25 protein-coding genes are annotated in these 25584 nt (G+C 69.6%); 9 read left to right on the plus strand and 16 right to left on the minus strand.

Going from position 1 to position 25584, the window contains the following annotated elements; translation table 11 throughout:
* The 3 genes from ACFU8Q_RS18865 to ACFU8Q_RS18875 all read right to left on the minus strand — a co-directional run.
* Window positions 1-215, minus strand: a 215-nt coding sequence (locus ACFU8Q_RS18865; protein WP_384454925.1) for a 4'-phosphopantetheinyl transferase superfamily protein, incomplete at its 3' end; no start/stop codon positions are given.
* Between the two features lie 20 nt (window positions 216-235).
* Window positions 236-2083: a glutamine--fructose-6-phosphate transaminase (isomerizing) gene (glmS, locus tag ACFU8Q_RS18870; RefSeq protein ID WP_384454928.1), complete on the minus strand. Its 1848-nt coding sequence runs from the start codon at window positions 2081-2083 to the stop codon at window positions 236-238.
* 603 nt (window positions 2084-2686) lie between these two features.
* Complete coding sequence (locus tag ACFU8Q_RS18875; RefSeq protein ID WP_384454931.1) at window positions 2687-4378, minus strand: DUF885 domain-containing protein; 1692 nt, start codon at window positions 4376-4378, stop codon at window positions 2687-2689.
* A 340-nt stretch (window positions 4379-4718) separates the two neighbouring features.
* On the opposite strand from ACFU8Q_RS18875, the gene ACFU8Q_RS18880 reads away from it, so the two are divergent.
* The 7 genes from ACFU8Q_RS18880 (at window position 4719) to ACFU8Q_RS18910 (ending at window position 12147) form a co-directional block, all read left to right on the plus strand.
* Window positions 4719-5666, plus strand: coding sequence for a hypothetical protein (locus ACFU8Q_RS18880; protein WP_384454934.1), 948 nt, complete (start codon window positions 4719-4721; stop codon window positions 5664-5666).
* A gap of 4 nt (window positions 5667-5670) precedes the next feature.
* Window positions 5671-7434 carry a M16 family metallopeptidase gene (locus tag ACFU8Q_RS18885; RefSeq protein ID WP_384454937.1) on the plus strand — a complete coding sequence of 588 codons (1764 nt, stop codon included), beginning with the start codon at window positions 5671-5673 and terminating at the stop codon, window positions 7432-7434.
* A 186-nt stretch (window positions 7435-7620) separates the two neighbouring features.
* Window positions 7621-8256 (plus strand): RNA polymerase sigma factor, encoded by a 636-nt coding sequence (locus ACFU8Q_RS18890; RefSeq protein WP_384454940.1) that lies wholly within the window; start codon window positions 7621-7623, stop codon window positions 8254-8256.
* Entirely contained in the window at window positions 8244-9224 is a 981-nt protein-coding gene (locus tag ACFU8Q_RS18895; RefSeq protein ID WP_384454943.1) for a CU044_5270 family protein, read from the plus strand. Before ACFU8Q_RS18890 ends, ACFU8Q_RS18895 begins: the two co-directional genes overlap by 13 nt.
* Before the next feature lie 249 nt (window positions 9225-9473).
* Window positions 9474-9968 (plus strand): hypothetical protein, encoded by a 495-nt coding sequence (locus tag ACFU8Q_RS18900; RefSeq protein ID WP_384454946.1) that lies wholly within the window; start codon window positions 9474-9476, stop codon window positions 9966-9968.
* Between the two features lie 46 nt (window positions 9969-10014).
* Complete coding sequence (coaA, locus tag ACFU8Q_RS18905; protein WP_384454948.1) at window positions 10015-11013, plus strand: type I pantothenate kinase; 999 nt, start codon at window positions 10015-10017, stop codon at window positions 11011-11013.
* Window positions 11014-11040: 27 nt separating this feature from the next.
* Window positions 11041-12147, plus strand: a complete 1107-nt coding sequence (locus ACFU8Q_RS18910; RefSeq protein ID WP_384454950.1) for a DUF389 domain-containing protein — start codon at window positions 11041-11043, stop codon at window positions 12145-12147.
* On the opposite strand, the gene glmM is transcribed toward ACFU8Q_RS18910, so the two are convergent.
* From glmM to ACFU8Q_RS18930, 4 genes are all read right to left on the minus strand, one after another.
* Window positions 12144-13502 (minus strand): phosphoglucosamine mutase, encoded by a 1359-nt coding sequence (gene glmM / locus ACFU8Q_RS18915; protein WP_384454953.1) that lies wholly within the window; start codon window positions 13500-13502, stop codon window positions 12144-12146. The two genes, ACFU8Q_RS18910 and glmM, sit on opposite strands and share 4 nt — an antisense overlap.
* Window positions 13503-13729: 227 nt before the next feature.
* Window positions 13730-14257, minus strand: coding sequence for a 30S ribosomal protein S9 (gene rpsI, locus ACFU8Q_RS18920; RefSeq protein ID WP_266747971.1), 528 nt, complete (start codon window positions 14255-14257; stop codon window positions 13730-13732).
* A gap of 44 nt (window positions 14258-14301) precedes the next feature.
* A complete protein-coding gene (gene rplM / locus ACFU8Q_RS18925; RefSeq protein WP_096625076.1) occupies window positions 14302-14745 on the minus strand; it encodes a 50S ribosomal protein L13 in 444 nt (147 codons plus the stop codon).
* Between the two features lie 336 nt (window positions 14746-15081).
* The gene (locus ACFU8Q_RS18930) at window positions 15082-16710 is read right to left on the minus strand and encodes an ABC-F family ATP-binding cassette domain-containing protein (RefSeq protein ID WP_384454969.1); all 1629 of its coding nucleotides are present in this window, start codon (window positions 16708-16710) and stop codon (window positions 15082-15084) included.
* 57 nt (window positions 16711-16767) lie between these two features.
* Between ACFU8Q_RS18930 and ACFU8Q_RS18935 the strand changes: the two genes are divergently transcribed.
* On the plus strand, window positions 16768-17619 hold the full coding sequence (locus ACFU8Q_RS18935; RefSeq protein WP_384454956.1) for a hypothetical protein: 852 nt from the start codon (window positions 16768-16770) through the stop codon (window positions 17617-17619).
* 17 nt (window positions 17620-17636) lie between these two features.
* Window positions 17637-19532, plus strand: coding sequence for a hypothetical protein (locus tag ACFU8Q_RS18940; RefSeq protein ID WP_384454958.1), 1896 nt, complete (start codon window positions 17637-17639; stop codon window positions 19530-19532).
* Window positions 19533-19554: 22 nt separating this feature from the next.
* Here the strand turns inward: ACFU8Q_RS18940 and truA are convergent, their stop codons facing one another.
* From truA to map, 9 genes are all read right to left on the minus strand, one after another.
* The gene (gene truA / locus ACFU8Q_RS18945; protein WP_384454961.1) at window positions 19555-20409 is read right to left on the minus strand and encodes a tRNA pseudouridine(38-40) synthase TruA; all 855 of its coding nucleotides are present in this window, start codon (window positions 20407-20409) and stop codon (window positions 19555-19557) included.
* A gap of 87 nt (window positions 20410-20496) precedes the next feature.
* Window positions 20497-21000: a 50S ribosomal protein L17 gene (gene rplQ, locus ACFU8Q_RS18950; RefSeq protein WP_384454964.1), complete on the minus strand. Its 504-nt coding sequence runs from the start codon at window positions 20998-21000 to the stop codon at window positions 20497-20499.
* Between the two features lie 238 nt (window positions 21001-21238).
* A complete protein-coding gene (locus ACFU8Q_RS18955; RefSeq protein ID WP_024755423.1) occupies window positions 21239-22261 on the minus strand; it encodes a DNA-directed RNA polymerase subunit alpha in 1023 nt (340 codons plus the stop codon).
* A 106-nt stretch (window positions 22262-22367) separates the two neighbouring features.
* Complete coding sequence (gene rpsD / locus ACFU8Q_RS18960) at window positions 22368-22994, minus strand: 30S ribosomal protein S4 (protein ID WP_093897256.1); 627 nt, start codon at window positions 22992-22994, stop codon at window positions 22368-22370.
* Between the two features lie 30 nt (window positions 22995-23024).
* The gene (rpsK, locus tag ACFU8Q_RS18965; RefSeq protein ID WP_003956432.1) at window positions 23025-23429 is read right to left on the minus strand and encodes a 30S ribosomal protein S11; all 405 of its coding nucleotides are present in this window, start codon (window positions 23427-23429) and stop codon (window positions 23025-23027) included.
* A gap of 105 nt (window positions 23430-23534) precedes the next feature.
* Window positions 23535-23915 carry a 30S ribosomal protein S13 gene (rpsM, locus tag ACFU8Q_RS18970; RefSeq protein WP_018519286.1) on the minus strand — a complete coding sequence of 127 codons (381 nt, stop codon included), beginning with the start codon at window positions 23913-23915 and terminating at the stop codon, window positions 23535-23537.
* A gap of 194 nt (window positions 23916-24109) precedes the next feature.
* Complete coding sequence (rpmJ, locus tag ACFU8Q_RS18975; RefSeq protein WP_003956441.1) at window positions 24110-24223, minus strand: 50S ribosomal protein L36; 114 nt, start codon at window positions 24221-24223, stop codon at window positions 24110-24112.
* A gap of 60 nt (window positions 24224-24283) precedes the next feature.
* Window positions 24284-24505 carry a translation initiation factor IF-1 gene (gene infA / locus ACFU8Q_RS18980; RefSeq protein WP_003956442.1) on the minus strand — a complete coding sequence of 74 codons (222 nt, stop codon included), beginning with the start codon at window positions 24503-24505 and terminating at the stop codon, window positions 24284-24286.
* A 172-nt stretch (window positions 24506-24677) separates the two neighbouring features.
* On the minus strand, window positions 24678-25514 hold the full coding sequence (gene map / locus ACFU8Q_RS18985) for a type I methionyl aminopeptidase (RefSeq protein WP_384454967.1): 837 nt from the start codon (window positions 25512-25514) through the stop codon (window positions 24678-24680).
* Window positions 25515-25584 lie beyond the last annotated feature (70 nt).

Here is a 25584-nt window from a genome sequence, read left to right on the forward strand (position 1 = left end):
TCCGTCCACAGCAGGCCGCCCGGCGCGCCGAGCGCCTTCGCGAGGGCCTCCTTGGCGGCGAACCGCACGGCGAGCGACGCGACACCGCGCCGCTCGCCGCTGGGCAGCAGCAACTCCTTCTCCAGGAAGAGCCGGTCGGCCAGGTGCGGCGTACGCTTCAGCGCCGCGTCGAACCGTTCGATCTCGGCCACATCGATCCCGACCCCGATGATCACGCGTGTTCCCTCAACTCTCGCTACTCCACGGTCACGGACTTCGCCAGATTGCGCGGCTGGTCCACGTCGTTGCCGCGGGCCGTCGCCAGTTCGCAGGCGAACACCTGCAACGGCACGGTCGACACCAGCGGCTGAAGCAGCGTAGGCGTAGCGGGGATCCTGATCAGATGGTCGGCGTACGGGACGACCGCCTCGTCGCCCTCCTCGGCGATGACGATGGTGCGCGCGCCACGGGCCCTGATCTCCTGGATGTTCGACACGATCTTGTCGTGCAGCACCGACCGGCCGCGCGGCGAGGGCACGACCACGACGACGGGCAGACCGTCCTCGATGAGCGCGATCGGCCCGTGCTTGAGCTCGCCCGCGGCGAAGCCCTCGGCGTGCATGTACGCGAGTTCCTTGAGCTTCAGCGCGCCTTCCAGGGCGACGGGGTAGCCGACGTGCCGGCCCACGAAGAGCACGGTGTCGTGGTCGGCGAGGGAACGGGCCAGCGCGCGCACGGGTTCCATGGTCTTCAGGACCCGTTCGACCGCACCGGAGATCTCGGACAGCTGGCGGATGACGGTCCGGATCTCGTCGCCCCATTTCGTACCGCGGATCTGCCCGAGATAGAGGGCGACGAGGTAGCAGGCGACGAGCTGGGTGAGGAACGCCTTGGTGGAGGCGACGGCGACCTCGGGCCCGGCATGCGTGTAGAGCACGGCGTCGGACTCGCGGGGAATCGTGGAGCCGTTGGTGTTGCAGATGGCGAGGACCTTCGCGCCCTGTTCGCGGGCGTGCCGCAGGGCCATCAGGGTGTCCATCGTCTCGCCGGACTGCGAGATCGCGACGACGAGGGTGCGGTGGTCGAGGATCGGGTCGCGGTAGCGGAACTCGCTGGCCAGCTCGGTCTCGCAGGCGAGCCGGGTCCAGTGCTCGATGGCGTACTTGGCGATCATCCCGGCGTGGAACGCGGTGCCGCAGGCGACGATGACGACCTTGTCGACGTCGCGGAGCTCATGGGGCGGAATCCGTACCTCGTCGAGGTGGAGGGTGCCCGCGCCGTCGATCCGCCCGAGGAGCGTGTCGGCGACGGCCTTGGGCTGGTCCTCGATCTCCTTGAGCATGAAGGAGTCGTGGCCGCCCTTCTCGGCGGCGGAGACGTCCCAGTCCACGTGGTACTCGCGGACGTCGGCGGGCCGCCCGTCGAAGCCGGTGACGGTGACGCCCTCCCGGCGCAGCTCCACCACCTGGTCCTGGCCCAGCTCGATCGCGGAGCGGGTGTGCGCGATGAACGCGGCCACGTCGGAGGCGAGGAACGACTCGCCCTCACCCACCCCCACCACGAGCGGTGAGTTCCGCCGGGCCCCGACCACCGTGTCGGGTGCGTCCGCGTGCAGGGCGACGAGGGTGAAGGCCCCCTCCAGCCGCCCGCAGATCTGCCGCATCGCCTCCGCCAGGTCGGCGCAGGACGAATACGCCTCGGCGAGGAGATGGGCGACTACCTCGGTGTCGGTCTCGGAGGCCAGATCGTGGCCGCGCTCGGCGAGTTCGGCGCGCAGGACGGCGAAGTTCTCGATGATCCCGTTGTGCACGACGGCGACCCGGCCCGCGTTGTCGAGGTGCGGGTGGGCGTTGGTGTCGGTGGGGGCTCCGTGGGTGGCCCAGCGGGTGTGCCCGATCCCGGTGGCCCCGGCCGGGAGCGGGGCCTCGGCCAGCGCCTTCTCCAGATTGACGAGTTTCCCCGCCTTCTTCGCGGCGGCCAGCCCGCCGTCCGCGAGGACGGCGATGCCCGCCGAGTCGTAGCCCCGGTATTCGAGGCGCTTGAGGCCCGCGACGACGACGTCCTGCGCCGACTGCCCACCGACGTATCCGACGATTCCGCACATACCGTTCCCTTCCTGGTCGCTCTCCCCTCTTCTTCGCATCGTCGCAGAAGGTGGACCGGGCGGCAGAGATCGAGCCCGTCCGGCGGTCGAGGAGAGCTGTGCGGGGCGGGGTGCCCGGCGCCTAGCACCCGCGTGGCAGCACCCGGGATGCAAGGAAATGCACACTATGGTCGCATTTCATTGTCAGTTGTCGCAGGCCGTCGTCGACCCCAAGACCTTCAAGACCGTCGCCACCGTCACAGTCGGCAACAGCCCGTACGGCGTGGCAGTGGGGCCGTGAGGCTTCCGGCCATGAACCCGCGACGCGGCCCGCCTCTGCCGCGCCACCGCGCTGTCAGCGGGCCGCAAAATCCCTCGATCGGTTCGGCCTGGGAGAAGGCGAGCACGCCAACGGGGTTGAGGCGTTCGGCGATCAGCGGGATCAGGGTCTCGGGATCGGAGAACCGGTTCGCACCCCAGAAGGATTGTTGTGCCGGCCGGCGCCTCCGCGTCGAACTCGGTGTCGACGGCCGTGGACCCGTCGCCGTGCTCGTCGCGGATCTTCTTGAGGATCCGCGACGAGCAGTGCTTCAACAGAACCAGCGCGGTAGGACGTTTCCGGGTCTACAGCGCCGCGAGATTGCCGACCAGGTCGTCGAGCCCGAACGAGCCCTGGGAGAGAGCCTTCATGTGCCAGGCCTTGAGGTCGAAGGCGGCACCATGGCGGCGCTTCGCGGCCGCCCGGCCCTGGAGCCAGGCGCGTTCGCCGAGCTTGTAGCCGATGGCTTGGCCGGGCCAGCCGAGGTAGCGGTCGATCTCGCCGTTGCGGCGGGCAGCCGGGCTGCCGTTGTAGGTGGCCATGAACTCCGTGGCGAGCGCCGGGGTCCAGCGCTCGCCGGGGTGGAAACCCGAGTCGGCGGGGATGGCGAGTTCGAGGTGCATACCTATGTCGACGATCACCCGGATGGTGCGCAGCATCTGCCCGTCCAGGAAGCCGAGGCGGCGCTCGGGTTCGGAGAAGAAGCCCAGGTCGTCCATGAAGCGCTCGGCATACAGGGCCCAGCCCTCGATGTTGGCGCTGACCATGCCCTCGGTGACCTGGTAGCGGCTGAGCCGGTCGGCGACCGCGACCCACTGAGCGAGCTGGAGATGGTGGCCGGGGACGCCCTCGTGATACCAGATACTGACGAGCTGCCAGGTCGGGAAGGCGTCCTGGCCGAGAGTGGGCAGGTAGGTGCGGCCGGGGCGGCTGAAGTCGAGGCTCGGGCCCTGGTAGTAGGGCCCGGAGGCGCTGCCCGCGGGCGCAATCCGGGACTCGACCTTGCGGATCGGGCCGGAGAGGTCGAAGTGGCTGCCGTCGAGGGCGGTGATCGCCTCGTCCATCAACTGCTGCAACCAGTCGCGGACGGACTCCTCGCCCTTGACCGCGTGGCCGTGCTCGTCCAGGTGGTGCATGGCCTCAAGGAGGGGTGAGCCGGGCAGGACGCGCTCGGCTTCGACGCGCATCTCGGCGAGCGTCCGGTGGAACTCGTCCCAGGCCCAGGCGTAGGCCTCGTCCAGATCGAGCTCGGCACCGGTGTTGTAGCGGGCGGCGTGCAGGTAGCGCTCTCGGCCGACGGCGTCCGGGGTGTCCGCCGCGGCGGGGACGTAGGTGTCGCGCAGCCAGGCGCGGAACTCGGAGACGGCGGTAGTGGCCTGGCGGGCGGCGGCGTCCAGCTCGGGACGCAGCCGGTCGGTGCCGTCCTTGACGAAGTCGGCGAACCAGCCCACGCCGCTGCCCGCGTGCTGTCCGGCGGCCTCCCCGGTCCAGTCGGCGAGCTGGCCGATCACCCCGGCGGCCTGCCGGGGAGCAGCGAGCAGGCCGCGGGAGATCCCCTCGGTGAGGGTGGCCCGGTAACCGTCCAGCGCGCCGGGGAGGTTGCGCAGCCGTCCGGCCACCGCCGCCCAGTCCTCGTCGGTGGTGGTGGGCATGAAGGCGAAGATCGTCCGCACCTGGTCGACGTGCGCGCCCACGGTGCGCAGTTGTCGGAAGTTCTCGCCGGTGTCGTGCATCGCGAGCTCGGCGGTGAGGCGTTCCCGCAGCAGCCGGGCACAGGCCTGTTCAGCGGGGTCGTCCGTTGCAGGGGCGGCGTCGAGTGCGGCGAGACTACTGCGAGCGAACTCGGCGTGGGCCTCGAAGCCATCCGGCGAGAGGTCCGGTTGCCGGTCGTCGCCCGGGTTCAGTCCCAGCCATGCAGCGGTCATCGGGTTATGTGCGGCCACCTGGTCGAGGTGGCTGTCGGCAATGCTGCGCGGGGTGATCGATTCATTTGCCATATGGACATCCTGACGTGCCGGCGTGCCGTCGGACTCGGCCTTCGTGACTTCACCCACGACTGAAGTCGCGGGCTTCCTGTGTCGGTGGCCAGGCAACTGAGCACACCCGCACGGGCAGCGCTCCACCGGGGGGACCGGAGTCGGTCTCCCGGTCCCCCCGGATGGGCCGACACAAGTCCGTCACGGCCCGTCGGTACGGACTGCTAGCCTGCGCTTCCCTCGCACATGCACGTACATACATTCGACTCACCGCTCTCCTTCCGTCCCACCTGCATGCCCATGCGCGCCCGGAACACCCGTGCCCGTACGGCAGCCGGTCGTGTCCGCTCCGAGGACTGTCATGTCTCCCACCGCTCCCCCGATACGCGCGGAGTTCGACCCGTGCGTCAACATCCCCTCGCTCGCCGAACTCCGGGCAGCCGTACGCAACGACGACTGGGCGTCCACCGAGGCGTACTTCGACTTCCTCGACCACGAGGACGACCGGGCGATCGCCGCAGGTCTCTTCTACGAACTCGGCTCCTGTGAACGTTTCCTGGAGCGGGCCGTCGCCGAGCACCCCGGTTCCGCCCTGGCCCGGACTCTGCTGGCCATTCGATACATCGCCGTCGGCTGGGGGATCCGCAGCTCCTACCGCGCGGAACACGTCTCGCGCGACCAGTTCCGGCAGTTCCACGAGTGGCTGCGGCGCGCCGAGAAGCTGCTCATCGACGTGTGCGCCGAGCACCCCACGTACGCGCTGGCCTGGGCAACCCGTCTGACCACCGCACGAGGGCTCGAACTGGGACAGAGCGAGGCGCGGCGGCGTTACGACCGGCTGGCCGAGCACCAACCGCACCACATTTACGCGCAGACCCTGCTGCTCCAGCAGCTGTGCCCCAAGTGGGGCGGCAGCTGGGAGGAGGCGCACGGATTCGCCCACGCCTGTCTGGAAGCGGCGCCCCCGGGCAGCCACGCGGGCCGGCTCGTCGCCGAACTGCACCTGGAACGCTGGCTGGACACTGCCGGGGACGGCCACAGCGACTATCTGCGCTCGACGGAGGTCCGGGACGAGATCCTGGCCGCCGCTGCCCTCTCCGTACAGCATCCCGACTACCGGCCCGGTTTCCACTGGGTCGGCGACCACAACGACTTCGCCGGGGCACTGAGCCTGGGCGGTCACCACCGCGAAGCCGCGCCGTTCTTCCGCACCCTCGGCAACAAGGCCACCGCTTCGCCTTGGGATTACACCGGTGACAGAGAGGTCCAGTTCCTCAAGCACCGCAAGACCGCACTGTCGAAGGGCTGAGCCGATGTCCCAGAAAATCTCCGAGCACAGATCCGAGCCGCACAGACCCGCCACGGCCCCCGACCCGGACATCCTCGAGACCGAGGTCGACGGCATCCGTACGGTGCTCGCCGCGGCCCCCGGCCCGGTCACCGCGGGCCTCTTCTTCCGCGTCGGAGCCGCCGACGAGACCCTCGCCACGTCCGGCCTCACACACCTCGTCGAACACCTCGCCCTGCACCGCCACGGGCTGTCCGACCTGCACTACAACGGCGCCACCGCCGCCACGTACACGCTCTTCCACGTCACCGGCACGCCGGAGGAGGTCACCACCTATCTCAACGGTGTCTGCGCGGCCCTGCGCGATCTGCCGATGGAGCGGCTGGAGACCGAGCGCGAGATCCTGCGCACCGAAGCGGCGGGCCGCCGCGTCGGCCCCAACCACCAGCTGCCGCTGTGGCGTTACGGCGCCCAGGGCTACGGGCTCAGCAGCCACGCCGAGCTCGGCACCTGGCATCTGACCGCCGAGGCCGTACGCGACTGGGCGCGCACCCGCTTCACCCGTGACAACGCCGTGCTGTGGATCACCGCCGACACCGTGCCGGAGGGCCTCGACCTCGCCCTCCCGGCAGGCACACCGCAGCCGCTGCCCGCCGCGACATCCGCGCTGCCCGTCACGCCCGCGTACATCACGGGCGACAGCGGCGGCGTCGTCCTGGACGGCATCGTCCGGCGCTCGACGGCGGCGACGCTCTTCACGGAGGTGCTCAGCCGCGCGCTCTACACGGACCTGCGCCAGAAGGGCGGCTACTCGTACACCGCCGACGCCGGGTACAGCCCCCGCGACAATGACGTCGCGACCATCACCGCCTTCGCCGACGCGCTCCCGAAGAAGCACGGCGCGGTGGTCGGCGGCTTCGTCGACGCGCTGGCCCGCCTGCGGGCCGGCAGCATCGAACAGTCCGAACTCGACTCGGCCCGCGCCAGGTTCCTCAAACAGCTCGACACCCCGGACGCCGCCGCGTCCCGGCTGCCCTCGTACGCCCTGAACCTGTTGACCGGGCATCACAACCTCACTCCGGACGAGCACCGGGCCGAACTCGCCGCCGTCACCCTCGACGACCTGCGCGAGGTCGCCCGCGAACTGCACGCCACGGCGCTGCTGCAGGTACCCGGCCGGGGCGCCGACTGGGCCGGGTTCACCGAGGCCCCCCAATGGTCCTCCTGGACCCGGACGAGCGCGGGCACCCGGCACCGTTCGCTGGAGGACGACTCCGTCGTACTGACGGTGTCGCCGGACGCCGTGTCCCTGGCCGCCGCCTCCGGCACGGTCGTCATCCGGTACGACGCGTGCGCGGCCCTGCTCGTCCACCCGGACGGCGGCCGCCACCTCACGGGCCTCGACGGCTTCCAGATCCGCGTCGAGCCAACGCTCTTCAAGGACCTCACGCCGAGCCGCCTGGCCTTGATCGACGCGGGCGTACCGTCCTCGGCGGTGATCCCCATGCCGCCCCGTGCCCCGGACCGCATCCCCCGTCCCGAGCGGCACGACGGCCGCCCGGGCAGCACACCGCAGACCAGGGGCGCACGGCTGGCCCGGACCGTCCTCATCTGGCTGTCCGGCATCGCGACGGCGATCTGGGGGCTGATCGCCACCGTGGCCACGCTGATGGAACTGGACGAACCGAACCCCGACCCGGGCACGATCACCGTGATCTGGCTGCTGATCGTCCCGCCGCTGGCCCTGCTCATCGCCCTGCGGAGGGGCCGCCGCAAGCGGGGCGGCTGACCCCGCGGCTCGCACGGCGGTTCTCCCGGCACACCCCGTGGTGGGGTATGCCGGGAGAACCGTCTGCTGCGCCGACGGCCCGCGACCGGTCGACACCGATATGGCACCGGACCGGCGCACCGGAGTCCTCGCGCCAAGGCGCTCCGAAATCCTGTGAACCTTTCCGCGCCCTGCGGGCAACAAGGGATGACACGCTCATCCGCCGAGCCCCCAGGAGCCGATGTGACCGGACCACCAGCCAGTCCCGAGGACGATGCCGAGGTCGTCGCGCAGTCGCTGGATCATCCCGAGATCTTCGCCGGGCTCTACGACCGCCACGCTCCGGACATCCACCGCTATGCCGCCCGCCGCCTCGGGGAGGGCGCGGCGGACGACATCACGGCGGAGACCTTTCTCATCGCCTTCCGCTCCCGGCGCCGTTACGACCGCACGCGTCGCAACGCCCGCCCCTGGCTGTACGGCATCGCCGCGAACCTCATCGGCAAGCACCGGCGCAGCGAGGAGAGGGGACTGCGGGCCCTGGCCCGTACCGGTCAGGACCCGGTGGCCGTGTCCTGGAGCGACCGCTGCGACGACCGGATCGCCGCGCAGGCGCCGCTGGCCGGGGCGCTCGCCTCGCTCTCGCCCGGTGACCGCCATGTGCTGCTGCTCGTCGCCTGGGCCGACCTCGGGTACCAGGAGGTCGCCGAGGCGTTGGGCATCCCGCTCGGCACCGTGCGGTCGCGGCTCAATCGAGCCCGCCGCAAGGTCCGTGAGGCACTCGACATGGATCCCTCGTTCACGCCCGACGTCATGGAGCTGACCCCGTCATGGACGAAATGACCCGGCTGCGCGAGCTGCGCGCGGACGCGCCCGTACCCGACCGTTCCGCACTCGCCCCGGGCCGGATGCGGCTCACCCAGGCCGTCGCCTCGGGCCGCCGTGCCCGCCGGCTGAGGGCAGACTGGCGGATCGCCTCGATCGGCGCGGCCGCGGCGATCACCGTGGCGGCCGTGCTCGGCACCCAGCTCGTCGATGCCGCCGCCCCCGACCGCTCCGGACCCGCTGCGACCGCCGGAACCCTGCGGCTGGACAGCCCGGCCGAGGTGCTGAACCGGGCCGCCGACGCACTGGAGAAGCAGCAGGCGGCCCCGGAGCCGCGCGACGACCAGTGGATCTACACGAAGACGGTGATGGCCCAGTCGCCCCAGGAGGGCTCGGCCGTCGGCCGCTTCACGTACGACCCCGACAACTGGGTCCCGTACGACAACTCCGCCGCGGCCAAGAACGGGAAGGACGACGACTACCGCACGTCCCGCCAGGTCTACCGGGCGGCCAATGAGCTGCCCGACGACCCCGCCCGGCTGCTGGCGAAGGTCCGCTCGTTCTACCCGACCGGCAACACCGCCGAGAGCCCGCCCGAGGCCGAGGCCCAGCACAGCTTCCGCGCGATGGGTCTGATGGTCGAGGCCTACCCGATCGCACCGGCCGCCCTCGCCCGGATCTACCGGGCCCTGGCCACCGTCCCCGGTGTGCGTGTCACCGACCACCTGGTGAAGGACGCCGCCGGACGCGAGGTCATCGCCATCACCCGGAAGGAGGACGGCAGCCACGAACAGCGGGAGATCCTCCTCGACCCGCACGACTTCAGGTACGCCGGGATGCGCTTCGTGGTCACCGAGGACTACGAGTACAAGTCCTCCGCGGGCAAGGTGCAATTTCCGTCGGAGAAGTTCAAGGCCGGACAGATCATGCTGAGCGAAGCCCGGGTCAACGCCGCCGTCGTCGACGCCAAGGGCGAGAAGCCCTGAGACGCCACCAGTGGCCGCGAACCGGGGCCGGTGTCCGCCACAGGGGTGCGGGCACCGGCCCCACCGGCAGCGGCAGGCACCCACAGGTGCATCATGTCGCTGCCGGATATCCTCCCGCCGGCCCGAGTCCTGGGGTGAGGGCGCATGTCCGGCGCCGAGAGACCCACCGAGCCACCACGCCCGCCCTGGGACCTCCGGCCTTCTCGGCCGACGCGGGATCTCCAGCCGTCTCCACCGCCGAAGCGTCGCATGTCGAACAGGACGGCCATCCTGCTGGGACTGTCCATCGGCGTGGGCCTCGTGGTGCTCGTCCCCGTGGGACTGATCACCCTGCTGTTCGTCCTGCGCGCCGTGAACGTCCCACCGGAGCCGGACGGTCCCCCGCTCGTACTGGCGAGCGGGCAGCTGGACGGCACCTGGCGGGACGACCGGGGCGGGCAGCTCGCCCTCGCGAAGGACGGCACGTTCAGCGCCACGAACGCCTGCGGCGACTACTGGAACACCCGTACCGACGCCAGTTCCGGATTCGGATTTCCCACCATCATGGCCGGGACCGACACCTGGGAATCGGACGAGTCGGACGAGTCGGACGAAGGCAACGCGACGTCGGTGTCCTTCGAGTTCGCCCCCGGCGACGTCACCGGCCAACTCGTGGCCGGAGGAACGCCCGATTCCGCCCTCCTGCGGACGTTCATCGGCGACCCCGACAGCGGCGACCTCTGTGTGCTCAGGAAAGTGACGTGACCGAGCCCACCCTCCGCTCCGTCAGAACTCCCGCAACAATGAACATGTGATCACTTCGCCGCCACGAAGCAGCACCCCCCGACGCGCCGAGCACGCGGCGACGCCGTACGTCGATCTGTCGCGCGCCGAATGGAGCGCCCTGCGCGACAAGACGCCGTTGCCACTGACCGCCGACGAGGTGGAGCGGTTGCGCGGGCTCGGGGACGTCATCGACCTCGACGAGGTACGGGACGTCTACCTGCCGCTCTCCCGGCTCCTCAACCTCTACGTCCAGGCCACCTCGGGTCTGCGCGGCGCCCTGAACACCTTCCTCGGGGACGCGGGCAACGGGCACGGCGCGCAGCGCGGCACCCCGTTCGTCATAGGGGTCGCGGGAAGTGTCGCGGTCGGCAAGTCCACCAGTGCCCGCATCCTCCAGGCGCTGCTGGCCCGCTGGCCCGAGCACCCCCGCGTCGAACTCGTCACCACCGACGGTTTCCTGCTGCCGATGAAGGAGCTCCAGGCACGCGGGCTGATGTCGCGCAAGGGCTTCCCCGAGTCGTACGACCGGCGGGCCCTGACCCGTTTCGTCGCCGACATCAAGGCCGGCAAGGACGAGGTGACGGCGCCCGTCTACTCACACCTGATCTACGACATCGTGCCGGGCGAGCGGCTCACCGTACGGCGCCCCGACATCCTGATCGTCGAGGGGCTGAACGTGCTGCAGCCCGCGATGCCAGGCAAAGACGGCCGGACCAGGGTCGGGCTCGCCGACTACTTCGACTTCAGTGTGTACGTGGACGCGCGGACCGAGGACATCGAGACCTGGTATCTCAACCGGTTCCGGAAGCTGCGCGAGACGGCGTTCCAGAACCCGTTCTCGTACTTCCGCAAGTACACCCAGGTCTCCGAGGAGGAGGCCATGGAGTACGCCGCGACGATGTGGCGGACCATCAACAAGCCCAATCTGGTGGAGAATGTCGCGCCCACCCGGGGCCGTGCCACTCTGGTGCTGCGCAAGGGGCCGGACCACAAGGTCCAGCGGCTGTCCCTGCGCAAACTCTGATCCTTCGAGCCTCCTGGGAGTGGCCGCGTGCTGCATCTGCGCCTGATCGTCCCCGCCGACCGTACGGACGAGGTGGTGCACCTGCTGGAGTCCACCGTCGGTACGACGCATCTCGTGGTGATGTCCGGGGTCGCCCGTGACCCGGCGGGCGACATGGTGCTGTGCGATGTGGCCCGCGAGGCGGGCGACGATCTGATAGGCGCGCTGCGCAGGCTCGGTATCGACAAGTCCGGTTCGATCACCGTCGAGAACATGGACCTGACGCTCTCCGCGCACGCCGACAGGGCCGAGGAGGAGGCGCCGGGCGAGGGCGCGGACGCGGTGCTGTGGGAGGAGCTGACGGAAGCGACCCACGAGGAGTCGACGTTCAGCGTCACCTATGTGGCGTTCCTCGCGGTCGCGACGATGCTCGCCGCCTGCGGTGTGATGCTCGACAACGCGATCCTGATCGTGGGCGCGATGGCGGTCGGCCCGGAGTTCGGGCCGCTGGCCGGGATCTCCACGGCCCTGGTGCAGCGCGCTCCGCGGCTGGCGTGGCGGTCGCTGGTGGCGCTGATCGGCGGCTTCGCCGTCGCGATGATACTGACCGCCGGGTTCGCCTGGCTCATGGATGCCTCCGGGCTGTTCAACCGCTCGATGATCGAGGCGGCCCGGCCCAACACAGCGTTCATCTGGAAGCCGGACGCGATGTCGTTCGTGGTGGCGTTCCTGGCCGGGATCGCCGGAACGCTCTCGCTCACCTCGGCGAAGTCCGGGGCGCTGATCGGCGTCGCGATCTCGGTGACCACCGTGCCGGCCGCGGCCAATGCGGCGGTGGCATTCAGCTACAGCGACTACAGCCAGATGTCGGGCTCCACGGTCCAGCTGCTGGCGAACCTCGGCGGGATCGTGGTCGCGGGGACGTTGACGCTGCTGGTCCAGAAGGTGCTGTGGGCGGCACGCCGTCGCCGGACGGGCCGCGTTGCGAGCCCGTCGGCGAATGGCGAGCGGCGCGGCCGACACAACCGGACCCGTCCGACTGACGGCCCGGTTGAGCCGGGACCTGCCAAGCCCGCACCAGCGAGTGCGAACCAGCCGAACCCCGACCGACCGAGCCCGGCCCAGCCGGCTACAGGCCGGCCGGGCCCGGACTAACCGAGTGCCGACTTCACCACATCGGCCAGCCGCTCGGCGACAGCCCGTGCCTGCTCGATGTCGGCCGCCTCGACCATGACCCGTACCAGCGGCTCCGTGCCCGACTGGCGCAGCAGTACGCGTCCGGTGGAGCCCAGCTCGCGCTCGGCCTCCGAGACCGCCGCGGCCAGCTCCGCTGAGGTGTCGACCCGGGACTTGTCGACGTCGCGGACGTTGATCAGCAGCTGCGGCAGCCGCTGCATGACCCCGGCCAGCTCCGCGAGCGTACGGCCGGTGGCCGCGACCCGGGCCGCCAGCAGCAGGCCGGTCAGCGTGCCGTCACCGGTCGTGGCGTGGTCCAGGACGATGACATGACCGGACTGCTCGCCGCCCAGGGCGTACCCCTCGGCCTTCATCGACTCCAGTACGTAACGGTCGCCGACCGCGGTCTGGACGAGCTGGATGCCCTCCCGCTCCATCGCGATCTTGAAGCCGAGGTTGGACATGACCGTGCCGACCACGGTGTCCTTGCGCAGCTGCCCGGCCTCGCGCATGGCGAGGGCGAGCACGGCCAGGATCTGGTCGCCGTCGACCTCCGCGCCCGTGGCGTCCACGGCGAGGCAGCGGTCGGCGTCGCCGTCGTGCGCGATGCCGAGGTCGGCGCCGTGCTCGACGACTGCGGTCTTCAGCAGATCCAGGTGGGTGGAGCCGCAGCCGTCGTTGATGTTCAGACCGTCCGGATCGGCACCGATCGTGATCACCTCGGCGCCGGCCCGCGCGAAGGCCTCGGGCGAGACCCGGGAGGCCGCGCCGTGTGCCTCGTCGAGGACGACCTTCAGCCCGTCGAGCCGGTTCGGGAGGACTGCGATGAGATGGGCGACGTACCGGTCGAAGCCCTCGGCGTAGTCGGTGACCCGGCCCACCCCGACGCCCGTCGGACGCGCCCAGGGCTCACCGGTGCGGTGCTGCTCGTAGACCGTCTCGATCCGGTCCTCCAACTCGTCGGCGAGCTTGTGACCGCCACGGGCGAAGAACTTGACACCGTTGTCCGGCATGGCGTTGTGGCTGGCGGAGAGCATCACACCGAGGTCGGCGCCCAGCGCGCCGGTGAGGTACGCCACCGCGGGGGTGGGCAGCACACCGACCCGCAGGACGTCCACGCCCGCGCTGGCGAGGCCTGCCACGACGGCGGCCTCCAGGAACTCTCCGGACGCACGTGGGTCGCGTCCCACCACGGCTGTCGGCCGATGCCCCTCAAAGGTGCCCGCCTCGGCAAGCACATGCGCCGCAGCAACCGAGAGACCGAGCGCCAGCTCGGCCGTCAGATCCGCATTGGCGACACCGCGCACACCGTCCGTGCCGAAGAGTCGTCCCACTGGTGTCCTCCGAAGATGCTCCGAAACCGCAAACCGAACAAAGCGAACCGACGCAACCCAGCACACGATGCGGCGCGTCCGTCGCCGGGCAACGCAACACACCGCTGCGTATGCAGGCGTATGAACGTCTTATGCCGTTATACGCCCGAGGGCGCCGATAGACGAACGCCCCGGCAAGCACGAGATGTGCCGCCGGGGCGAACGTGTAACGCAGGTGAGCAGGCGGTTTAGCGCTTGCTGTACTGCGGGGCCTTACGGGCCTTCTTGAGACCGGCCTTCTTGCGCTCGACCGCACGGTCGTCGCGGGAGAGGAAGCCGGCCTTCTTCAGCGGGGCGCGGTTGTTGTCCACGTCCGCCTCGTTCAGCGCGCGGGCCACGCCGAGGCGCAGGGCGCCGGCCTGACCGGAGACGCCGCCACCCGAGATGCGGGCGATGACGTCGTAGCGGTTGTCGAGCTCGAGCACCTTGAAGGGCTCGTTGACTTCCTGCTGGTGCACCTTGTTGGGGAAGTAGTCCTCAAGGGTGCGACCGTTGATCTTCCACTTGCCGGTGCCCGGAACGATCCGGACGCGGGCAATGGCGTTCTTCCGACGGCCAAGGCCGGCGGCAGGCTGCGGCTCGCCGAAGCGGGACGCCAGCGACTCGCTGGTGTACTCGCCCTCGACGGGAACCTCGGACTCGAAGGTGGTCACCTCGGCGAAAACCTCTTCGCCCTCGACGCCCTCGACGGGGTTCTCAACAGTGGTCTCGGCCACGATTCTCCTCAGATCTTTCTTTTGGTCTTAGGGGGAGGCCGGAACTACTGCGCGACCTGGGTGATCTCGAACGGGACCGGCTGCTGAGCAGCGTGCGGGTGCTGGTCGCCCGCGTAGACCTTGAGCTTCGAGAGCATCTGACGGCCCAGGCTGTTCTTGGGGATCATGCCCTTGATGGCCTTCTCGACAGCCTTCTCGGGGTTCTTCGAGAGCAGCTCGTCGTAACGGACGGAGCGGAGACCACCCGGGAACCCGGAGTGGCGGTACGCCATCTTCTGGGTCTTCTTGTTGCCGGAGAGGTGAACCTTCTCGGCGTTGATGATGATGACGAAGTCGCCCATGTCCATGTGGGGGGCGTAGATCGCCTTGTGCTTGCCGCGGAGGAGGTTCGCAGCCGTGGTGGCGAGACGACCCAGGACGATGTCCTGCGCGTCAATGATGTGCCACTGGCGCGTCACATCGCCGGGCTTGGGGCTGTACGTACGCACTTCGTAGCCTTCGCTTCTTCAGTGGATGGGGTCCAGACACATGGCACCTCTGAAGCGATCATGCAGCTGGGGCTCACAATGCCGGGGACGCTGCCCGTATGCGAGCCACTGGTGACTGCTCCAGAGAACCTACGTAAGGGCCCTACGCGTGAGAACGACGAAGCCAATACGCATAACAATCGACGAGACTACCCGCCCCGCCCCGGACGGGTCAAAACGCGTGGCCCTCGGGCGGGCGGCAGCGGGGTTCCCCGGCCTGGCCGGCCCCGCTGCCGGGGTTCCGTCCTCAATCGCCGGACGGGCTGTTCGGTGCGGGTTCCCCGCGGGGCAACCGCGTCACCGGGCCCGTTCCACCCTCCGCTCGTCCCACACCGGCTCCGTCGTCTCGCGTACGACGCCGTCCGAGCCGAACACCAGGTACCGGTCGAAGGACTTCGCGAACCACCGGTCGTGCGTGACGGCCAGCACCGTCCCGTCGTACGCCTCAAGACCGTCCTGGAGGGCCTCCGCCGACTCCAGGTCCAGGTTGTCCGTCGGCTCGTCGAGGAGCAGCGCGGTCGTGCCGGCCAGCTCCAGGAGGAGGATCTGGAACCGTGCCTGCTGGCCGCCGGACAGCTTCTCGAAGGGCTGGTCGCCCTGGCGTTCCAGCTCGTAGCGGCGCAGCACGGACATCGCCCCGCCGCGGTCCTTGGCGTGCTCGGTCCACAGGATCTCGACGAGCGTGTGGCCCAGCAGCTCCGGATGGGCGTGCGTCTGCGCGAAGTGTCCCGGTACGACGCGCGCCCCGAGCTTCCACTCCCCCGCGTGCGCCACCGGCTCGCCCGCGAGCAGCCGCAGGAAGTGCGACTTCCCCGACCCGTTCGAGCCGAGGACGGCGACCCGTTCCCCGTAGAAGATCTCCAGGTCGAACGGTTTCATCAGTCCGGTCAGCTCCAGGCCCTTGCAGGTCACCGCCCGTACGCCGGTCCGGCCGCCGCGCAGCCGCATCCTGATGTCCTGCTCGCGCGGCGGCTCCGGCGGCGGTCCTGCGTCCTCGAACTTCTTGAAGCGGGTCTGCATCGCCCGGTAGCGGGACGCCATGTCGGGGCTGATCGCCGCCTGCTGCCGCAGCCGGTGGACCAGCGCCTTCAGCCGGGCGTGCTCCTCCTCCCAGCGCCGCAGCAGTTCCTCGAACCGGGCGAACCGGTCCTTGCGTGCCTGGTGGTACGTGTCGAAGCCGGCACCGTGCACCCACACGTCGCTGCCCGCCGGACTCGGCTCGACGCTGACGATCTTCTCGGCGGCCCTGGACAGCAGCTCCCGGTCGTGGGAGACGAAGAGAACCGTCTTACGGGTCTCCTTCAGCCTCTCCTCCAGCCACCGCTTCCCGGGGACGTCGAGATAGTTGTCCGGCTCGTCGAGCAGCAGCACCTCGTCCGGCCCGCGCAGCAGCGCCTCCAGCACCAGCCGCTTCTGCTCACCACCGGACAGCGTGCGCACCTCGCGCCACTGCGCCTTCTCGTACGGGACACCGAGCGCGGCCATCGTGCACATGTCCCAGACGGTCTCGGCCTCGTACCCGCGGACCTCCGCCCAGTCGCTCAGGGCCTGCGCGTACTTCATCTGCGCGGCCTCGTCGTCGACGGTGAGGATCAGCTCCTCGGCCCTGTCGACCGCCAGGGCCGCCTCCCGGATACGGGGCTGGGCGACGGAGACCAGCAGATCCCGGACCGTGCGTTCGTCCCGCACGGAGCCCACGAACTGCCGCATCACCCCGAGCCCGCCGCTCACCGACACCGAACCACCGTGCGGCTGGAGCTCCCCGGCGAGCAGCCTCAGCAACGTGGTCTTCCCGGCGCCGTTCGCCCCCACGAGGGCGACCACGGCCCCGTCCGCGACCCGGAACGAAGCGTCGCCGAGCAGCACCCGCCCGTCCGGTAGGTAGTACTCCAGATGACCCGCTTCGAGATGTCCCATGCCCAGCATTGTCACGGGCCGCGAAGCCCTGGCCCAACCGGTTTGTGTTCCGTCTAGGATCGCCGCATGAGCTTTGGGCAAGGGGGGCCCTCGTGGGGGCCCGGGGGCACGCAGACTCCGGACTGGGCAGCGCTGGCCGACGAGTCCGCCGCGCGCAACCGTCGCAAGAAGTGGCTGCTGATCGGCGGCGGCGTGCTCGCCACCGCGGTGGTCGGCGCGATCGTGGCGACGGCGGTCGTCTCGACCAGCAACCACGGCTCCCCCGGCACCGGCAAGAACGCGAGCGAGCTCCCGGCACCGACCGACCTGCCGAGCAGCACCGCCGAGCCCGAACCGTCCTTCTCCTCGGTGGCACCACCGCCCCCGCCGGACCCGAAGGACTACATATCCGATGTCAGGAAGGACCGGGCGCCGATCACCGTCGACGCGTTCTTCCCCGGCAAGAAGCTGACGATGGGCGACCGCGGCTACGTCAAGGGCGCGACCCAGCAGACGAAGAACTGCGCCGCGACCACCAAGGGCGCACTCGGTTCGGTCCTCGTCAACAACGGCTGCGACCAGGTCGTCCGGGCCACGTACAGCAGGGACGGCATCGCCGTCACCGTCGGCCTCGCGGTCTTCGAAACGGAGGCGCAGGCCACGAAGGCGGCCCAGCAGGCCGGCGGCAGCATCGCCCCCCTGAGCGGCGCGGGTGTCCCGGCCTTCTGTCCCCCCGGATCGGTGTGCCGCCGTACCGCCAACTCCTACGGCCGCTACGCCTACTTCGCCATCACCGGGTACACCAGCGGCAAGAACGTCACCACGGCCGACAAGGACGCCTACGCCACCGGGGACGACCTGACGAACTTCACGTTCCGTCAGATCCGCCACCGCGGCGAGCTCCAGGCCTCGGCCGCGGCCACGGCACCCGCCGGCTGACCCGCCCGGGGGATCTCGTGCGTCTTCCGTTCCTCCTCACCCTGCCCCGGGTGCTGCGCCACAGCGCGGCCATCGGCGCCGATCTGCCGCCGGACGAGGCCGTCGTCCTCGACGCCCCGGACGCCGCGCTCCGCACCGCCCTGACCTCGGCCGCCCAGGGCGACCACGGCCCCGCCCGCGAGCTGCTCGCCGCGACCCGTGCGCACACCCAGTGGGAGCTGCGGGACGGTTACGTGTCCCGGCTCGCCGAGGCCGCCCTGCACAACCCGGGTTGGCTGGACGCCTGGCTGGACGAATCCCCCGAGGACCCGGACGCGGTTCTGGTCCGGGCGAACCTCTGTATCGACCGGGCCTGGGAGATCCGTACGGCCGAACGCGCCGGGCATGTCTCGCGCGACCAGTTCCAGGCCTTCTTCGCGCTGCTGGAGGACGCGGCGCCGGTGATCGGGAGAGCGGCCGAACTCAACCCCGCCGACCCCGTGCCGTGGCGCATCGCGCTGATCCACGCGGTCGGCAGCCAGGCCCCGCGCGAGGTCTTCGACGGCTACTGGGCACAGGCCCTGGCGCGGGACCCGCACCACTTCGGATGCCATGCCGCGGCCCTGCAGTACCTGTGCGCCAAGTGGCACGGCTCGCACGAGGAGATGTTCGGCTTCGCCGAGAGCGCGGCCGATACGGCCCCGCCCGGTTCGAAACTGCACGCGCTGCCCCTGTTCGCGGCGCTGGAGTACGCGGTCCTGTCCCCCTCCCCCGGCGCACCGACCCGCCCCGACCCGTACGCGCTCCGCGTCGCGGCCGCGGTCACCCGCGCCCTGGACCTCTCGGCCGCGTACGAACCGGGCAGCCACGAGGCGGCGGGCTTCCGTAACCACCTGGCACTGATGCTGCTGCGTACGGAGCGCTGGGACGAAGGGCTGGAGGCCTTCCGCGGCATCGGCGTCCATGCCACGAAGTACCCCTGGGCGTATTTCGGGGACGACCCGCGCCAGGAGTTCCTGGAGACCCGTTCGGGTGTCCGTATCCACGTGGCGACCCGGACCCCGTTCTTCGGCCGCCCCCCGCAGCCCCGCACGACCCCCGCATGGGCGCCGGGCGCCCCGTGCGCGGTCGCGATAGCGGTGGCCCGCCCGGCGGACGTGGCGCAGGCGGCCCTGATGTGCGGCGTCTCGCTCCGCACCGCCCCGGCGACCGCCACGCACACCTATGTCGAGGCCGTCCCGGAGGCCCGGCCCGCCAAGCGCTCGGTCCTGTCCACGGAGGATCCGCTGACCACGGCGGCCGACAACTTCACCACGGGCGAGAAGTGGCCCACACTGGTCCTGCGCCGCACGCCCGAACGCTGTGGGTTCACCCTGTTCCTCAAGGGCAGACCGCTGGCCGCCCACGAGTGGAACGCCACGTCCCCGGCCCCCGACCACACCACGGTCACCACCACGGCCGAAGTCCTGTCCCGCGCCTTCGCCCTCACGGACCCCCGCCCGCTGGTCCACATCCTCCGGTCCACGGGCAACCCTCCCCGCCACCAGTCGGACCTCCTGGCGGCCCTGTCCCTGCCCCCGCTGCCCCCGGGCTTCGGCGACCGCCCGGAGGTCCTCGACACCCTCCCCGACGCCCGGCTCCTGACCCGCCGCGGCCTGCTGGCCGGCATGCGCTCCACCATGACCGCCCAGGACGGCGAACACCCCTCGGCCCCGGACCGCCACGAGCCCCGCTCCCTGCGCTGGTGGCTGGTCCGCGTCCTGGCCCTGCTGCTGTTCACGGCTTCCGCGGTCCGCGGCTGGCTGGGCCCCGACGTCAGCCCGGTCGGCGCGACGGTGGTCACGATCTCGGCCCTGTACGTGGCGGCCCGGCTGACGGGCGCCTGGCGACAGCGACGCCGGACCTGCGGCGGAGCCGCACCGGCCCCCGAATGAACGGGAATCCCGCCCGCGGCTCTCAGCAGCAGCCGCCCCCCGGAAGCGTGCGCATGTTGCGCGCCTCCTTGGAGCGCGCGGCCAGCAACGCGTCGGCGGGGTAGGCCACTTCCTCCAGCGTCAGCCCGTGCGGCCGCACCACGTGCACGCCGGGGTCCCGCACCTGTGCCGCCAGCACCTGCGCGGGCCACTCGGCCGGGCGGCGCCCGTCCCCGACGAACAACGCCGCTCCGATCAGTGCCCGCACCATGTTGTGGCAGAACGCGTCGGCCTGCACGGTCGCCGTCATGATCCCGGACGCCTCGTCCCGTACCCAGCTCAGCTTCTGCAGCGTACGGATGGTCGTGGCGCCCTCGCGCCTCTTGCAGTACGCGGCGAAGTCGTGCTCCCCGACCATCCGGGCCGCCGCCTCGTTCATCGCGTCGACGTCCAACGGCCGGTCGTGCCACAGCACATGACCGCGCAACAGCGGATCCACCCCACCGGGACGATCGGCGACGCGGTACGCGTAGCGGCGCCACAGCGCCGAGAACCGGGCGTTGAACCCGGCCGGCGCCTCGGCGATCCGCCAGATCCGCACATCGGGCGCCATCCGCCCGGCCATCCGCCGCAGCAGCTTGTCCGCGTGCTCGGCCCACACCTCGTCCGGCAGATCGACATGGGCGACCTGTCCCCTGGCGTGCACCCCGGCGTCCGTACGCCCGGCGACGGTCAGGTCGTACGTCCGTGAGGACCGCGTCACGGTCCTCAGCGTGTCCTCGATCTCCCCCTGGACGGTCCGCCTGCCGGTCTGCTTGGCCCAGCCGGAGAAGTCCTTGCCGTCGTACGCCAGGTCCAGCCGCAGCCGCACGGAGCCGGGCTCCACTTCGTCACTCACCGAAGGATCCTTTTCTGCCAGTACATACGGAACGGGCCCGCACCGCCCCGAAGGGTGATGCGGGCCCGTCCAGTGGTCTCAGAACGCTCAGGCGTCCTTGGACTCCACGTCGGCCTCGGCCGGCTTGGCGTCCTCGACGACCTCGGCCGGAGCCTCGTCCTTCTTGAGGGCGTCTTCCTTGACCGCACGCTTCGTGGCGGCCTCGGCCTCACCGGTGGCCTGCTGGGCCACGGTCAGCGCCTCGACCAGCTCGATGACCGCCATCGGGGCGTTGTCGCCACGACGGTTGCCGATCTTGGTGATGCGGGTGTAACCACCGGGGCGGTTCTCGTACCGCGGGGCGATCTCGGTGAAGAGCGTGTGCACGATGCCCTTGTCCGTGATCGACTGCAGCACCAGGCGACGGTTGTGGATGTCGCCCTTCTTCGCCTTGGTGATGAAACGCTCGGCGACCGGACGCAGGCGGCGGGCCTTGGCCTCGGTCGTGGTGATGCGGCCGTGCTCGAACAGCGCCTTCGCGAGGTTGTTGAGAAGCAGCTTCTCGTGCGCAGCGCTGCCGCCCAGACGGGCACCCTTGGCGGGCTTCGGCATGGTTTTTCTCCTTGTGTGCTGCACCGGCCGTATCAGGTACCGGTGTCAGTTCCCGTGCGGCGGACGCCGCCCGGAAGATTCAGATCCGAACAGGCAAGAACCGAACTCAAGCCCGTCCGGCGTTTGAGGACACTCCCTCACGCCCGAGCCCAAAACAAGCCCGTCCGGCGATTGAGGACAAAGCCTCACCCCGGCCCGGGGCACCCGACAGAACCCGAGCACCCCAGCCGGAGGCGTGTCAGTACTGCTCGGTCTCCACGAAACCCGCATCCGCGTCGTCATCCGCGCCGAACGCGTCGGCCGCGGCCGTCGGGTCGAATCCGGGCGGGCTGTCCTTGAGCGCGAGGCCCATACCGGCCAGCTTCGCCTTGACCTCGTCGATCGACTTCGCACCGAAGTTGCGGATGTCGAGCAGGTCGGCCTCGGAACGAGCCACGAGCTCACCCACGGAGTGGATGCCCTCACGCTTGAGGCAGTTGTACGAACGGACCGTGAGCTCCAGCTCCTCGATCGGCAGCGCCAGATCGGCGGCGAGCGCGGCGTCCGTCGGGGACGGGCCCATGTCGATGCCCTCGGCGTCGATGTTGAGCTCACGCGCCAGACCGAACAGCTCGACCAGGGTCTTACCGGCCGAAGCCATGGCGTCACGGGGACGCATGGCCTGCTTGGTCTCGACGTCGACGATCAGCTTGTCGAAGTCGGTGCGCTGCTCGACACGGGTCGCTTCGACCTTGTACGTGACCTTGAGCACTGGCGAGTAGATGGAGTCGACCGGGATACGGCCGATCTCCTGGCCCGCCTGCTTGTTCTGGACGGCGGAGACGTAGCCGCGACCGCGCTCGACGGTCAGCTCCATCTCCAGCTTGCCCTTGCCGTTCAGCGTGGCCAGGACCAGGTCCGGGTTGTGGACCTCGACACCGGCCGGCGGGGCGATGTCAGCAGCGGTGACCAGGCCGGGGCCCTGCTTGCGCAGGTACATCACGACCGGCTCGTCGTGCTCCGAGGAGACGACCAGCTGCTTGATGTTGAGGATGAGGTCGGTGACGTCCTCCTTGACGCCCGGCACGGTGGTGAACTCGTGCAGGACACCGTCGATCCGGATGCTGGTGACAGCGGCACCGGGGATCGAGGAGAGGAGCGTGCGGCGGAGAGAGTTGCCGAGGGTGTAGCCGAAGCCCGGCTCCAGCGGCTCGATGACGAACCGGGAGCGGAACTCGTCAACGACCTCTTCGGTCAGCGACGGACGCTGAGCGATAAGCATGTTGGTTCCTTCAGTCGTGGGCGCCCACTATTTGACGCCCCCAGATACTGACAAGGGTACGGGCGGCACGACCCGAAAGAGCCGTACCGCCCGGACCCACGAGCTGCTACTTGGAGTAGAGCTCGACGATCAGCTGCTCCTGCACCTGGGTGTCGATCACCTGGCGCTCGGGCAGCGAGTGCACGAGGATCCGCATCGTCGACGGCACGGCTTCGAGCCATGCCGGTACGGTGCGCTCGCCGGCCTCGGCCTGGGCCACCTGGAAGGGGGTCAGGGCCTTGGACTTCTGGCGAACCTCGATCACGTCGTTCACGGCGACGCGGGCCGACGGAATGTCGGTCTTCGTGCCGTTCACGGCGATGTGTCCGTGACGCACCAGCTGACGGGCGTGGTCGCGGGACTTGGCGAAGCCTGCCCGGTAGACCACGTTGTCGAGGCGGGTCTCAAGGATGCGCAGAAGGTTCTCACCGGTCTTGCCGGTCTTCTGGTTCGCTTCCTTGTAGTAGTTCACGAACTGCCGCTCAAGAACACCGTAGATCCGCGAGCACTTCTGCTTCTCACGAAGCTGGAGAAGGTACTCGCTGTCCTTGGTGCGCCCGCGTCCGTGCTCACCCGGGGGGTAAGGACGGATCTCGATCGGGCACTTCGCGCTCTCGCACTTGCTGCCCTTGAGGAACAGCTTCTGCTTCTCCCGACGGCAACGCTTGCAGTCGGCCCCGGTGTATCGCGCCATTTTCCAGTTGTCTCCGTTGCTTCAGACGGATCAGACGCGACGGCGCTTGGGCGGCCGGCATCCGTTGTGCGGAGTGGGGGTGACGTCCTGGATCGAGCCGACCTCCAGGCCGGTGGCCTGGAGCGAACGGATCGCGGTCTCGCGGCCGGAGCCCGGACCCTTGACGAAGACGTCAACCTTGCGCATGCCGTGCTCCTGCGCGCGGCGGGCGGCCGACTCGGCGGCCATCTGCGCGGCGAAGGGGGTGGACTTGCGCGAGCCCTTGAAGCCGACGTGGCCGGCGGAGGCCCAGGAGATCACGTTGCCCGAGGGGTCCGTGATCGAGACGATCGTGTTGTTGAACGTGCTCTTGATGTGCGCGTGGCCGTGAGCGACGTTCTTCTTTTCCTTGCGACGCACCTTCTTGGCTGCGCCCTGACGACCCTTGGGGGGCATGTCTTGACTCCAGATGGAGAGGGGAGGTGATCGGTCCTACAGCGAAGACCGCTGGTTGCTGCGGATGACCGGTGGCCCGGACGACCGCAGTGCGTCCGCTGAGGACTACTTCTTGCCCGGCTTCTTCTTACCGGCGATCGCGCGACGCGGGCCCTTACGGGTACGAGCGTTCGTGCTGGTGCGCTGGCCGTGGACCGGCAGACCGCGGCGGTGACGCAGGCCCTGGTAGCAGCCGATCTCGACCTTGCGGCGGATGTCGGCCTGGATCTCGCGACGGAGGTCACCCTCGGTGCGGAGGTTGGCGTCCACGTACTCGCGGATCTTGACCAGGTCCTCTTCGGCCAGGTCACGAACGCGGGTGTTCGGGTTCACGCCCGTGGTGGCGAGAATCTCCTTGGACCGGGTGCGCCCGATACCGAAGACGTAGGTGAGGGCAACCTCCACGCGCTTTTCGCGCGGGATGTCAACACCTGAAACGCGTGCCATTCAATGGCTCCAGTTGTTATTTCGGGGGTCTTCCACAGTGCCGCTCCCGATCGCCGACCTCTCGTGACGAGAGGTGGTACGCCCGGGTCCCCGGCCCCCGCCGGAGGTGTCGTCAGCCGAAGCTTGGACGGACTCTGCGTATGTACGTTTTACGTGCGTCGCGCGAAGTACTGCGAGATGCAGGTGGTCGTGCGTCAGCCCTGGCGCTGCTTGTGGCGCAGGTTGTCGCAGATGACCATGACCCGACCGTGACGGCGGATCACCTTGCACTTGTCGCAGATCTTCTTGACGCTCGGCTTGACCTTCATGGGATGTCAGGTTCTCCGGGTCAGTGCCGTCACCGCGCCGAAGCGGGGTGCAGGCAAGATCTACTTGTAGCGGTAGACGATCCGGCCACGCGTCAGGTCGTACGGGGAGAGCTCCACGACGACCCGGTCATCCGGAAGGATTCGGATGTAGTGCATCCGCATCTTGCCGCTGATGTGCGCGAGGACCTTGTGACCGTTCTGGAGTTCCACCTTGAACATGGCGTTCGGGAGGGACTCGATCACGGTGCCCTCAATTTCGATGGCACCTTGCTTCTTGGCCACGCTTCGCCTTTCGAATCGGCTACCTTGATCGACTCCCTGCATCGCATGTGGACATGTGGACACACTGATGCACGAGAGCCGACGAGTCAGTCTACGTCAGCGGACCCCAAAAGACGAATCCGTCAAGTTTGCCCACCCGGGGAGATCCTTAGACCTCCACAAGGGGGTCATATCAGCCGAGGGGATCCGGCGCCGCCTCGATTCCGTACTGGGCCAGCTTCGCCTTGCCGCAGTCGGGGGCGGTCAGGACCAGGGGGCCCTGCTCGGTGAGGGCGATCGAGTGCTCCCAGTGGGAGGACCAGGTGCCGTCCGTCGTGATCACGGTCCAGTCGTCCTGGAGCACCTCGGTCTGCGGCGTACCGAGGGAGACCATCGGCTCGATCGCCAGGCAGACACCGGGTACGAGCTTGATGCCCTTGCCACGCTTGCGCGCGACATAGTTCAGCAGATGCGGGTCCATGTGCATCTCCGTACCGATGCCGTGGCCGCCGTAGTCCTCGATGATCCCGTACTTGCCGGTGGCGGGGCGGGGCTGGCGGCGGATGTAGGACTCGATCGCCTTCGAGATGTCGACGAGGCGGTTGTTCACCTTCATCGCGGCGATACCGGCCCACATGGACTCCTCCGTCACCCGCGACAGCTCGATCAGCTCCGGAGCGTGACCAGTGCCCACGAAGGCCGTGTACGCGGCGTCGCCGTGCCAGCCGTCGACGATCGCGCCGGCGTCGATGGAGATGATGTCGCCGTCCTTGAGGACGGTCTTGTCGTCCGGGATGCCGTGGACGACGACCTCGTTGACCGAGGTGCAGATGGTCGCGGGGAACCCGCCGTAACCGAGGAAATTCGACTTCGCACCGTGGTCGGCGATCACCTTGCGGGCGACCCGGTCCAGGTCCAGCGTCGTGGCGCCGGGCACCGCCGCCTCGCGGGTGGCCGCGTGAATGGCAGCGACCACCAGCCCCGCCTCACGCATCTTCGCGATCTGCTCGGGGGTCTTGATCTGCACCATTGCACGGCGCCTCTCTGCATCGGACTGCATCGAACGGTGACTGCGGCGTACCCAACGATACGGCGCAAAC

It is taken from the genome of Streptomyces sp. NPDC057543 (genome assembly GCF_042801895.1).
In the GTDB taxonomy this organism is placed as follows: Bacteria; Actinomycetota; Actinomycetes; order Streptomycetales; family Streptomycetaceae; genus Streptomyces.